General features: G+C 70.2%; 8 protein-coding genes. All 8 read left to right on the top strand.

All coding sequences use genetic code 11. The features are described from left to right. Positions 1–82 precede the first annotated feature (82 nt). The 8 genes from galE to OG413_RS35710 all read left to right on the top strand — a co-directional run bounded on the left by galE (position 83) and on the right by OG413_RS35710 (position 12,906). Positions 83–1,078 carry a UDP-glucose 4-epimerase GalE gene (gene galE / locus OG413_RS35745; RefSeq protein WP_266812779.1) on the top strand — a complete coding sequence of 332 codons (996 nt, stop codon included), beginning with the start codon at positions 83–85 and terminating at the stop codon, positions 1,076–1,078. 105 nt (positions 1,079–1,183) lie between these two features. Continuing rightward, positions 1,184–2,287, top strand: coding sequence for a hypothetical protein (locus tag OG413_RS35740; RefSeq protein ID WP_266812778.1), 1,104 nt, complete (start codon positions 1,184–1,186; stop codon positions 2,285–2,287). A gap of 111 nt (positions 2,288–2,398) precedes the next feature. Next, on the top strand, positions 2,399–3,952 hold the full coding sequence (locus tag OG413_RS35735) for a hypothetical protein (RefSeq protein ID WP_266812776.1): 1,554 nt from the start codon (positions 2,399–2,401) through the stop codon (positions 3,950–3,952). 193 nt (positions 3,953–4,145) lie between these two features. Further along, positions 4,146–5,486, top strand: coding sequence for a CDP-alcohol phosphatidyltransferase family protein (locus OG413_RS35730; protein WP_266812775.1), 1,341 nt, complete (start codon positions 4,146–4,148; stop codon positions 5,484–5,486). Between the two features lie 11 nt (positions 5,487–5,497). After that, a complete protein-coding gene (locus tag OG413_RS35725) occupies positions 5,498–10,054 on the top strand; it encodes a glycosyltransferase (RefSeq protein WP_266812774.1) in 4,557 nt (1,518 codons plus the stop codon). After that, entirely contained in the window at positions 10,044–10,862 is an 819-nt protein-coding gene (locus OG413_RS35720; RefSeq protein WP_266812773.1) for a GDSL-type esterase/lipase family protein, read from the top strand. The genes OG413_RS35725 and OG413_RS35720 overlap by 11 nt, the downstream gene beginning before the upstream one ends. After that, complete coding sequence (locus OG413_RS35715) at positions 10,859–11,602, top strand: hypothetical protein (RefSeq protein WP_266812772.1); 744 nt, start codon at positions 10,859–10,861, stop codon at positions 11,600–11,602. The genes OG413_RS35720 and OG413_RS35715 overlap by 4 nt, the downstream gene beginning before the upstream one ends. After that, positions 11,599–12,906, top strand: coding sequence for a phosphodiester glycosidase family protein (locus tag OG413_RS35710; protein WP_266812771.1), 1,308 nt, complete (start codon positions 11,599–11,601; stop codon positions 12,904–12,906). The genes OG413_RS35715 and OG413_RS35710 overlap by 4 nt, the downstream gene beginning before the upstream one ends. The last annotated feature ends 157 nt before the right edge of the window (positions 12,907–13,063 follow it).

Below are 13,063 nucleotides of genomic sequence, written 5' to 3'. Positions count from 1 at the left end.
CTATAGAACAGTCGATCGTGTGAAAGTGTGTTCCGATAGCCGAAAATTCATCTCATGGGTAGATCGAACTACTATTCGCCCCATGGCTTGGTTGATCACAGGTGGGGCAGGGTTCATCGGGGCGCACGCGGTGCGCGCGATGCGCGAGGCGGGTGAGCCCGTCGTGGTGTTCGACGACCTCTCGACGGGCGACCGTTCGCGTCTCCCCCCGGACGTGCCCTTCGTCCGGGGGACGACCCTCGACGGGGATCATCTGCGGCGCACGATGCGGGAGTTCTCCGTCCGGGGGATCGTGCATCTCGCGGCGAAGAAGCAGGTGGCCGAGTCCGTCGCACGCCCGCTGTACTACTACCGCGAGAATGTCCAGGGCCTCCAGAGCCTCCTCGACGCCTCCGTGGACAGCGGGGTGCGCGCCTTCCTCTTCTCGTCGTCGGCCGCCGTGTACGGCATGCCCGATGTGAGGCTGGTGGCGGAGGACACACCGTGCGCCCCGATCAACCCTTACGGCGAGACCAAGCTCGCCGGTGAGTGGATGGTCCGCGCGGCGGGCGGCGCGCACGGCATCGCCACCGCCTCGATGCGCTACTTCAACGTCGCGGGCACGGCCACGCCCGACCTCGCGGACACCGGGGTCTTCAACCTCGTCCCCATGGTCTTCGAGAAGCTGACCGAGGGTGCGGCCCCCGTGGTGTTCGGCGACGACTACGACACCGCGGACGGCACCTGCGTACGCGACTTCATCCACGTCGAGGACATCGCGTCGGCCCACCTCGCGGCCGCGCTCGCCCTGATGGACCGGGGCCCCGGTACGGATCTGACGGTCAACATCGGCCGGGGCGAAGGCGTCTCGGTGCGGGAGATGATCGACCTGATCGGCGAGGTGACCGGGTACGGGCCCGACGCGGCCCCCGTCGCGGCAGCCCGCAGGGCGGGCGACCCGGCCCGGGTCGTCGCGTCCGCGGACCGCATCCGCCATGAGCTCGGCTGGTCCGCCCGGCACGACGTGCGCGAGATGGTGGCGTCGGCCTGGGAGGGCTGGTGCCGTCGGCACCCGCACGCACGCCGTCCGGCCGTGTGACGAACGGCCTCCGCACAAACGTTTCTGCCGATGTCTATGATGTCTCGGTCCTGAGCCCCCGCCCGTTGGACGGGGCCTGATGCCCTGGGAGGGGTACGTCACGCCATGCGAAGTGCCCCCCTGCGCGAAGACCGGCCGACGGACTCGTCGGGTTCTGCCGGGACGGGACTCGGCCAGGTCCTCGGCGGACCCTGGCTGCTGACCGGTCACGACGGCAGGCTGACCGCCTACGTCCATGTCGACGGCGCGGTCCTGCGCTGGACCGAGGCGACTCCCGGCTCGCGTCACTGGGCGGGCCCCGAGGCCATCCCCGCCAAGGGCATCGACCACCTCACAGTGGTCCAGGGGCGCGACCGCTACGCCCACCTGGTGGGACGCCGGGTGCGGCCGCGCGCCGACGACTGGTCGACGGTCGACATCATGCACGCCACCCAGTACCAGACCGGCCGGCCCGTGACGCAATGGCGGTCGCTGGGAAACCCGTTCAAGGAAGTCCGCCGGGCGGTGGAGGTCGGGGCCCCGGAAGCGGCCGTTGCCACAGACGGCGCGCTGTACGTCTGTGTCCCGACGGGCCTGGGCGCACTCTCGCTGCGCCGGGAGGACAAGCACGGCCAGTGGGAGGCGTGGCGGAATCTCCCGGTCGCCGGTGTCACCGACCGGCCCGCGCCCGCGGCGGTGTCCACGGGGCTGGTGGAGATACTCGTTCCCGTACGCACAGGGGCGCTCCACCTGCGCCAGACGGAGCCGGGGGGAGCCCTGGTTCCCGGAGCCGAGGTGGGGGTGATCCCCCTGCCGGGGTCGGTGACCGCGCTGGAGACGGCCCCGGGCCGGCTCACCTACTACCTGAGCGACGCGCGCGGCGCCGGTGCGGTCGCCGTCCGGGCCGGGCAGTGGCCCGTACCGCTGGGCGGCGAGCCGGGAGACGGGCGCGTCAGTGCGCTGCGCACGACACTGGACGGACTCGACTGCACGGTGCTGGCCGTCCGGGGCGCGTCCGGAACCGTGGGCCTCGGTGTCTGTACCACCGAGGGGGAGCAGGCCGGCGTCTGGTGGACGGACACCGCGATGAGCTGCGCCGGAGACCCCGCGCTCGTGTGCGACGGACAGGGAAGGCTGGCCGTGGCCGCCATCGGCGCGGACCGTCGTCTGGCCCTCGCGCGGCAGCAGGACGGTCAGGGCCTGACCCTCAGCGACTGGTACCGGATATGAGCGCCATCGGGTCGCGTGAGCCTCGGAAGGACGGCCGGACATGAGCGCCACGCCGTCGCGTGAACCTCGGAAGGACGGGAAGACATGGCCCGCGGGACGCAAGGCGGTCCGGTGAGGAAGCCGCAGACCGGCCCGGCCGGGGCCGCGGACTCCCAGCGGGTGGTGATCATCGTCGCGGGCCCGCTCGATGCCGTGCCCCTGGTCGCGGCCGAGGAGGCCGGGACCGAGATCGGCGTCCTGTGCGCCGACGAGGGGAACAAGGAGGAGCGCGCCGCCCTGGAGCGGGCGCTCGCCGAAGCGGCCCGGCGCGGGTGTCACCTCGCGGGCGGTCCCCGTTACGCCGACGCGAGTGGCGACGGCGGCCGGGACGGACTCCTGCGGGAGCTGCGCGCGCTGAGTCCCCGCTGGATACGCCTGTCGGACCCCGATCCGATCCGGGTGGGGTACGACGACGAGCAGGACAGGCCGGTGCACGAGGAGCCCCCGCGGCGTGCCGCCGCCGCGCTGGACGGGCTGGCCGCCGCGCGGGCGTATCAGCTGGAGTCCGGCCTCCCGGTGTTCGCCGACTGCCGTCGCGCGGGGGCGCACGAGACGCTGGGTGCCGCCGCGGCGTCGCGCTATCCCCGTACGGCCGACTGGCTCACCGAGGGGTTCGACGGCCGGCTGTCCGCCTTCCTCCCGTCAGCGGCCGGTGTGGTGCGGTGGGTTCAGACCGAGCCGGGCGGGAGTGCCTGGGAGGGTCCCGAACTGCTGCCCGGCCCGAGGCTGATGCCCGGTCTCACGGTCGTCCGTGATCTCCAGGGCTTCGTCCACCTCCTCGCGCTGCGCCGGACCGGACGCAAGGACGGCGGTGACGACGTGGAGATCGTCCATGCCGTCCAGTACCGCACCGGGCAGCCGCTCACTCCGTGGCGTTCGCTGGGGTCCGCGAACCACGGTCATCGGTACAAGAGCCGGGAAGGCGGATTCCCGGTGGCCGGCTTCGACGGCGCGGGCAATTTCTTCGTCTTCACGCGCAACTTCGGACAGAGCGTCAGCTGTCGTCAGCAGTCTCCCGACGGAACGTGGGGACCGTGGCGGCATCTGGGCGGAGTCCGCGTCGCGGACGATCTGATCACGGTGACGACGGCGCGCGGAGAGGTCGAACTGCTGGCCCGCGCGCGCGACTCCGACGCGGTGGTGCGCTGGTTCCGCTCCGGGCCGGAGGGCACCTGGACCGAGGACCGGGGCGTGCCCTTCTCGCCCTGCCCGCGGTCCATGGCGGCGGGCCCGGAAGCGGGCACCGTCCTGTTCCGGGACCTGCGGACGAACGAGCCCGGCATGTGGTGGCCGGGGGCCGCGGCCCCGGTACCCCTCGGTGGCGCGGACGGCACCGGGCCGATCGGCGGCGTCCGTGGGGTCGAGGTGAATGGCTGGAACTACGCGCTCCTCGTCCGTTCGGGGCCGGGCGGTACGGCGGTGGCGGGGGCGTACGCCGAAGGGCGACCGGACGCCGGGGTGTGGTGGAACGAGGCGGGCGCGAAATCGCCTCTCACGCCCGCCGCTGTCCGTTCCCGTACCGGAATGGTCACATTGGGCGTGTTCACAGCCGGGGCACAGTTGGCGATTGCCCACCGAGAGTCACTGAACAGCGGCTTCGAGTTCGGTTCCTGGCACACAGTGTGACGCTCCTTGATCGGCGGTGATCCTGGAGGGTCTCTATCGGCGATGACACTGGCCGAAAATGGTTAAGTTCTTGATAAAGTCGATGAACCTTTCATGTGAAGGACCCGTGGGTACCTCGTGAACATGGGGGTCCCTCGTGTTTGCCCGTGCATGAACGAGGACTGTTCGCCGCTGTTCTCGTGACTGAGGGGTTATGGCCAAGCTGTCTCTGCGTGCTGTCCAGAAACTGACATGCAAGAAGCGTGACGCTTGGTGGACGGTGGTGCTGGTCGACCCCGTCGCGACCCGCATGCTCATCGTCATGGCGCGGTTCAACTTCATCACGCCGAACGGCGTCACCTGGGCGGCGCTCTTCGTCGGCCTCGGTTCCGCGGGGTTCTTCCTCAAGGGCGACGGTCTGTCCCTCGCCATCGGGGCGGCGCTGTACCACCTGAGCTTCATCCTTGACTGCATCGACGGGAAGCTCGCCCGGCTCAAGGGCAACGGCACGGTGTTCGGCGGCTGGCTCGACTACGTCTTCGACCGTATCCGGGTGCTCTTCTGTGCCCTGGCGCTCATGGGTGGGCAGTACCTGCGGACCGATGACGAAAGGTTTCTTCTCGCTGCGCTGATGGTTGTTTTCCTCGACATGCTCCGCTATGTGGACGCTCTTCAGATCTACAAGATGCGCATGTCGATGCGCGCCAAGATCGAGAAGGTCACCAACGAGCAGCGGCGGGCCGAACCCGCCGCCGCGGAAGCCGCAGAAGCCCCGGCAGCTCCGGCAGTTCTGGCAGTCCCGGCGGCCGAGCCCGAGGCGCCGAAGGTCCAGTTCATGGAGGACCTGCTGCGCGAGAACCCCGAGGCCGACGCCGAACTGCTCAAGGAACAGACCGGCACCGGACAGGTCGTCGACCTCCACGCCCAGTTCCGCCACCGCTTCCCCTGGTACCTGAGGGTCAGAAGGGCGCTGCTGCGCAGCCGCATCAGGCCGCATCTCATCAGCGGCATCGAGTTCCAGATGTTCGTCTTCATCATCGGCCCGCTGATCGGCCACATCCTGATGACCACTCTGGTGTCGGCGGTGCTGATGGGCATCTTCGAGCTGATCATCATGTACAAGTTCTGGCTCTCCACCCGCGACTTCACCGCCGTCATGGCCGGTCTGAACGTGCCGGCCCCGAGCGCGGCCGGGACCATCGCCCCCCATCTCCACCGCGGGCGCCACCGCCACGGCCGGGCGGTGCCGGCCCGGACGTTCGCCGACGAGGAGCTGCTGAACCCGCAGCCCGACGACGACCCCGGCTTCCGGCCGTACCCCCAGCCGTATCCCCAGACCTACCCCGAGCCCTACGCCCAGGCCCACCCCGAGCCCTACGCCCAGACCTACCCGGCCCCCGCGACGCAGGGCCACCGGCCGCCGTACGGGCACGAGTACCAGCAGCCGGGCGACCGGGGCCACGACCACCAGAGCCGTCACCACCCACAGGTACAGCCGCTGTACGCGGCCCCCCACACCCACCAGCCGCAGCACCACGGTCACCCCGGCGAGTGAGGGAGCTTCGCGTGAGTTACGAACAGGACACCCCTGACGTCTGGGTGACCGTCGTCATCCCCGCCTACAACGCGGCGACGACGATCGGGAAGGCGCTCCAGTCGGCCGTCAACCAGACGTACGAACTGGTCGAGGTGGTCATCGTCGACGACGCCTCGACGGACAACACGCTCGACGTCGTGAAGAGCTTCGCCGGAAACAACAGCCGCGTCCGCGTGCTGCGCAGGCCCACGAACAGCGGTGGCGTCGGCGCGCCCCGCAACCTGGGCATCGCACAGGCCGCAGGCCGGTACGTGCTGTTCCTCGACGCCGACGACGAACTTCCGCCCCGCGCCTGCGAGCTGCTGCTGGCCGGAGCGCTGGAGACCGGCAGCGACATCACCGCGGGCAAGGCGGTCCGGGTCAACCGTGCCACCGGCGAGAGCGAGGGCTGGGCCCCGGAGGTGTACGCGATGGCGCGCACCGTGCCCGGCCTCGTGGAGTTCCCGCTGCTGCTCTCGGACCCGATCGCGGCGGCGAAGATGTACCGGGTGGATTTCCTGCGGGACGCCGGTGTCCGGTTCCCCGAGGGCGTCTTCTACGAGGACACCTACTTCTCCACCGTCGCGGGCTGCCTGGCGGACGGGATCACCGTCATCACCGACCCGGTGTACCGGTGGATGTGGGAGTCCGAGGGCGGATCCATCACCGGCCGCACCGGAGAACTGCGCAGCATCACGGACCGGGTCGCCGTGCACCGGGCCACCGACGCGTTCCTCCTGGACCGGGGGCTGTGGCAGCTCAAGGTCCGCAAGGACTCGAAGTTCCTCGCGCACGACCTGCGCCTGTACATGCGGGCGCTCGCGGAGGGCGACCCGGAGTTCCAGCAGGGCTTCGCCGAGATCGCGGGCAACTACCTCTTCTCGATCAGCGACGAGGCTTTCGAACTGTGCGACCCGGTCGACCGGGTGCGGGCCTACCTCGTCATGTACCAGGAGATCGAGGCGGCGCTGACGACCCTCGACTACGCGCAACGCAAGAGCGTGCTGTCGTCCTTCCTCGTGGAGGAGGAGGGACGGGTTTTCTGGTCGGGGGACCATCTGCACCTGCCGGACGCCCGGCGCATGCTCGATGTGACGGAGCTGGGCCTGTCGCGGGCCAAGCTCTCCAACGAACCGCTCTTCGCCCAGCTCGACGCATGGTCCATGACGGACGCGTCGAAGCTCCGCTTCCAGGGCCGGCTGGTCAACCGGTTCGGGCGGATCGAGCGCGGACACGACCTCAAGCTCACCCTGGCCGTACGCAACCGGCACTCCAAGAAGGACATCACGGCACCCGTCCCGGGCGTCGAGGTCGATGAGCGGTTCGTCTCCTTCGGCGGCTCGGTCGACCTCGCGGCCATGCTCGGCGAGGAGTTCTCGGATGGCACCGTCTGGAATGTGTCCGTCGTCGTCGAGTGGAACCGTGCCCGGTCACGGTCGCCCCTCAACGTGCGTGACGTCGACCTCGGCGGGCTCGGCTTCGCGTCGGACGGTGAGGAGTTCGAGGGCTACCGCACCGTCAGCGGAAATCTCGCCCTGCGCGGGGCGACGGCCGGACGCCGGACCTTCGAGTCCGCCCAGAACGACCCCGACGCGCCCTGGATGTGGTGGCGCGACCGGCTCCACAGGCCGTTCGCGACCCTTGAACATCCCTTCGAGATGGCCGTCGTCGTGCCCTGTTACAACGTCGCCGCCTACCTGGACGACTGCCTCGGCTCGATCGCGGCCCAGGAGGGTTTCGCCGCCACGCAGGTCATCCTGGTCGATGACGGCGCGACCGACGAGACCCCGCGGATCCTCGACGACTTCGCGCGCCTCTACGCCAACGTGACCGTGGTCCACCAGCCGAACGGCGGGCTCGGAAACGCCCGGAACAACGGTCTCGACCGCGTCACCGCGCCGTACGTCACCTTCCTGGACTCCGACGACATCCTGGGCGAGCAGGCCCTGTCCCTGATGCTCCAGGCCGCGTGGCGGGACGGGTCCGAGGTGGTCGTCGGGGATCTGGTGAACTTCCCGGACCGGCCGTACGGCCCGTGGAAGCAGTACTTCGGCAAGGGCGACCGCCGCATCGACGACTTCGCCGACGTACCCGACCTGATCTTCAGCGGATCCGCCTGCAACAAGGTCTTCAGCACCGGCCTGCTGCGCCGCCTGGGAGTGCGCTTCGGCGAAGGAGTCCACTTCGAGGACTCCTGGGTGACCCTGCCGGGCATGCTGCGGGCGAACGCCATCAGCATCGTGGACCGCCCGGTCTACTACTACCGCGGGCGCCCCGACGGCTCCTCCATCATGGACTCCCTGTGGAGCAAGCCGGCGAACTACCGCGACCACCTGCGGCTCAACCACTTCCTGCTGGACTACACCGCCACCGAGCGGTCCGACATCAGACGCATGTTCCAGCGCTACGCGACCCGCACCTACAAGGGCTTCCTGTGCAACGCCCGCAATGTGATGGGCCGTACGCAGCTGGAGGAGATGTTCCCCGACATCTCCCGGCACTACGCCCAGATCCCCGACGAGGTCATCCTCGAATACGCCACCAACCCCGCGCAGCAGCTCGACCACTACGCGGCCAAGAGCGGCAACTTCGAGCTCTTCCGGGACCCGGCACCCGTACTGGAGCAGGCACCCCTGGTGCTGGAGATCGACGACGACGGCTTCCACCGCAGCTACGCGGGCGGTGCCAGGAACACCCGGGCCGCCCGGGTCAACGACCCCAACGTCGTGGTGGAGTCCGTCCGTACCCGAGGCGATGTGCTGGTCGTGGAGGGCTGCCTGTCCTTCCCCGGGATGGACATCAGCGGCCCGATGCTCAACCCGCTGGCGTTCGTCTACCAGACGGCGAACGCCAAGATCAGTGTGCCGCTGCGCCAGGTCGCCCGGCGCGATCTGTGGAACGCCCGCAACGGCCGCGACCTGTACGCGGGCTGGTACGCCGAGATACCGCTCGCCGATCTGGTGCGCGGGGGATTCGGCGTCGGCGACTTCCGGCTGCGCGTCCAACGGGTGGACGGCTCCCGCCAGCGCAATGTCGTGATGAAGGCGCGGCTGCCGCTGCACCGGCTCAAGGGACCGGGGAGGATCGGACGCCACCCCTACATGCTCACCATCGGCGGTCAGGACGCCCTGCACCTGCGGCTCGTCGACCGGAAGATCCGCCACCGGGTCAAGCACGCCCTGTGGCGGACGGTCCGCGAGATCCGCATCCTCAAGACCCGCAACCCCGGCTGGCGGATGCGGCTGGCGTACTGGCTGACCTACCCGTTCCTCAACTCCCGCGAGATCTGGCTCATCGGCGAGCGGACCGACACGGCGCAGGACAACTCGTACCACTTCTTCAAGTGGATGCGGACCCACCGCAAGCGCCGCAGGGCCTACTACGTCATCGACGGGAAGGCCGCCGACCACGCCAAGGTCGCCCGCTACGGCCGAGTGATCAAGCTGGGTTCGTTCAAGCACCGGATGTACCTGCTGCACGCGACCAAGCTCATCGGCTCGTACGACTCCGAGTCCTACCTGGTGCCCGAGGGCTACCGGAAGGTGCTCTTCCTGCACCGGTTCGGTGAGCTGCTGAAGTACCAGCGGGTGTTCCTGCAGCACGGGATCATCTACAACGACGTGACCTCCGGCGTGGACCAGCGGATCACCAGCTACGACATGATCGTGACCACCGGACGTCAGGAACGCGAGTACCTGGCCCTGGAGGCCGGTTTCGGCGAACGCGCGGTGCTGGCGGGGCTGCCCCGCTTCGACGCGCTGCGCAGGGAGCCGAGGCAGCGCCCGCGCATTCTGCTCATGCCCACCTGGCGGCAGTGGATCGTGACCGCCTCGTACAAGAAGTCCACCGGGCCCGCCAAGACGGCCTTCACCCAGTCCGAGTACTTCCGCTTCTACCGGTCGCTGCTCTCCGACCGGCGGCTCATCGACGCCCTCGAACGCTTCGGTGTCGACCTGGAGTTCTTCCCCCACTACGAGATCCGGCCCTACCTCCACAACTTCCGGATCGACGCCGCCGCCATCGAGGTCGCCGACCCGAAGACCCGCAACGTCCAGGAGGCCATGAAGGAGTGCTCCCTCATGGTGACGGACTACTCGTCGGTGTTCTTCGACGTGGCGTACATGGGCATCCCGCTCGTCCACGTCCCCTTCGACGAGGAGGACTTCTACGGACGGCACTACAAGCGGGGCTACTTCAACCTGTCGCAGGACGGCTTCGGGCCGGTCTGCCGCACCGTCGACCAGGCGGTCGACGAGATCATCGCGGCGATGGCCCGGCAGTTCACCGTCGAGAGCCCCTACCGGGAACGCGCCGAGCACTTCTTCGCGCACCGCGGCGACGGAAACTGTGAACGCGTGTACCGGGCGATCGACGCCCTGGGAGACGCGAACGCCGCCGACCTCGGTCCTTCGGGGCCGGTCGGAGTCCTGTCGGCACCGGATCCGCGGCAGGACCGGGAGCCGGACCCGCTGCCCACCGCCGACGGAATGGACCTCCACGGGGCGAGCCCCGTGCCGCGGGACGGAGGCTGGGAGCGTGCTGTCTGACGGGGAAGCGGGCACACCGCGGCCTCCCCGGATCTTCCTGGCGGGCGACTCGGCGGCGGCGGCCCGGGAAGCGAGCAGGGCGCCCGTGACCGGCTGGGGCCAGGTGCTCCACCTCTTCATCAGCCCGGACGTGGAGATCGTCAACTGCTCCCGGGCGGGTGCGAGCGCCCGTACGTTCACCGAGCGCGGTCGTCTCGAATGGATCCTGGCGAACATCGGGGCCGGGGACTATCTGCTCACCTCCTTCGGGATCAATGACGCGAAGCCGCAGGAGTGGCTCCGCACGGAGGCGTACGGGGACTTCCCGCGGCACCTGAGGAAGTTCGTGGACGGCGCGCGCGAGCGCAACGCCCATCCGGTTCTGATCAGCCCGCCCGAAAGCGACACCCACGACGCGCACGGCAATCTGCCGAGAAGCATCACGGAGTATCCGATGGCGATGCGCGACCTCGCCGTCGAATGCGGCGTTCCCTACGTCAACCTCTACGACCGGACGCACAGCTGGTGGAGCGAGCTGGGACCGGAGGGCGTACGCCCCTTCTTCGTCCATCTGGAGCCGCGGGAACACCCCAACCATCCCGAGGGCTTTCACGATCCGGGACACCTGATGCCGGCCGGTGCCCTCGCGTGCGCACGCTACGTCGTCCACACGCTGGTGGCCGAGCAGATCATTCCGTCCCACTGGGCCATCAACCTCGACCGCCCCGAATTCCCGCCGGAGTGGGTGACCTGGCTCGACGACGCGTCACATCACGAGCTGACGAGGGCGCGCACCCTGGGCCCGGGCCGAGGGGCCGACAGATCATGACGACCTTCACCCTGGCCACCCTGCGCAGTGTCCAGCAGGACGATCCGTCGATCGTCTGCGGACTGGAACTCCGCGCCGACCGGGACCCCGGTGAACCGGTCCGGCCGGGCGAACGCATCGACTGCGAGTGGATCCTCACCCCGCAGGGCGACGGAACACGCTATTACGGCTATCTCATGGCCGACTCGTTCGCGCGGGTCGCCGTGATGGAGAGCATGGCGGGCATGAGCCTGCTGCCCTCCGGAGACCGGTACGCGACCTCGACCGGACCCGGTGTCGAGCGGGTGGCGAGGTTCACGCTGCGGGTGAACGACTACGCGTCCCCCGACGCCTTCCTCGTCCCGGTGCTGAGGGCGGGAATCATCGCCGACGGCGGCAAGGGCCTCACCTCGACGACCTTCTCGCTGAAGGACCGCGGCTACCGGATCGCCCCGGTGCCGCCGCAGGGGCGGGCCCTGGTGCTGCTGCCGGGACACCGCGGCGTCCTCAAGGACCTCGCCGACGGACTGGGCGAGGACGTGCGCCTGATCGGCGTCGGCCCCGCCAGACACGGGCTGACCGGTGTCGAACCGGACGGCACGGTGACGTACGACCCGTTCCGGGGCCACCTCGGGTACGACTGGTTCGACTACGTACTGGAGGCCGGTCCCGGCCACCTGGTGACGGGCCGTGTGACGGTCCATGTCGGCGAACCCGGCACCCCGCGCGGGGGGCTGCGGGAGAGGACACCGGGAAGGTGAGGCCGCGGTACGAACGCCTGTCACGGTGGTGCGCGGTGTTGCTGGCGGCCACCGCGGCGCTCTCCGGCTGCTCGGGCGGCGACGCGGCCCGGCCCGCCCGGCCACCGGTTCCCGGCCCGGCGGGCGGAGTCTGCGAACAGGACGCTCCGTGCGGGGTGACCACCGGACGTACGACCCACCGGCTGGCGGACGGACGCCCGGTCCAGGTCACCGCACTCACGATCGCCCCCACCGCGCACGTCACCGTGAGAGCGGTCGCCGCCCACCACCTGACGACCACGGAGACCGTCAGCCGGATGGCGAGCCGGGCGGGTGCCGTCGCCGCGGTGAACGGTTCCTTCTTCGACACCCCGGCGTCCCCCGCCTTCAGCGGCTACGCGGGCGATCCGCTCGGCATCAGGGTGGTCGACGGCGAGCTGCTGAGCGAGGCGGCCGACGGCCGCACCGCGCTGATTCTTCCCGGTCGGCGGGGCGGCCGGGCCCGCGTCGACGAGGTACGTTCCGCCCTCACGCTGTCGGCCGCCGACGGCGCGACGCGCGAACTGGACGGGATCAACCGGGTACCGGGAAGGATCGTCGGCTGCGGCGGGACAGGTGGCGACCGGTCGGAGGCCACCGGCCTTCCCGAGTCACGGCCCCGCCACAACCAGCTGTGTGTCGACGACAGCGAAGTCGTCGCGTTCACCCCGCGCTGGGGCGAACACACGCCGCCCGGTGAGCCGGGCAGCACCGAAGCGGTACTGACGGCGGACGGGCGGGTGAGCGAAGTGCGCAGCCCCGCGGGGGGAGTGATACCCCGTGACGGTTCCACGCTGGCAGGTGTGGGAGCGGGCGCCGACTGGCTGCGGGCACACGCCGGCCCCGGACAGCGGATCGCCCGGCAGACGGCGGTGACGGATCGGACGGGGCGCGACATCCTCGCACCCGGCGTGTCCGTGATGGGCGCGGGCCCCGCTCTGCTGCGTGGAGGAGCGGTCCGGATCAACGCCGCCGCCAACGGAGTCAGCGCCGCCTCCGTGGACGCGCGACACCCTCGGACGGTCGCCGGGGTGAAGGCCGACGGGACCCTGCTCCTCGTGGTGTTCGACGGACGCAGCGCGCGGAGCGCCGGTGTCACGCTGCGCGAAGCGGCGGAGATCCTGCGGGAACTCGGAGCGGTGGACGGGCTGAACCTCGACGGCGGCGGCTCCAGCACGATGGTGGTCGGCGGCGAGGTCGTCAACCGTCCCTCCGAGCCGGGCGCGCCCGGCGGGCAACGCCGGCGGAAGGTCGCCGACGCGATCGCCGTCATCCCCCGGAGCTGAGCCGGCCGACCGGAAGCGGGCCGCCGGGGCGAGGCCGGTGGAGACGCGGGTGCGGCCGGGGAGACGGAAGCCGGGCGTCGAGCGGCCGAGGAGACGGAAGCCCGGTGAGGTGAACGGCGGGGGAGACGCGAGCGGGCCGCACCGGATCCCTCCCGTG

It is taken from the genome of Streptomyces sp. NBC_01433 (assembly GCF_026340105.1).
In the GTDB taxonomy this organism is placed as follows: Bacteria; Actinomycetota; Actinomycetes; order Streptomycetales; family Streptomycetaceae; genus Streptomyces.
Note: the sequence above shows the minus strand (reverse complement) of the source record. Positions and strands in the feature narration are given on the sequence as shown.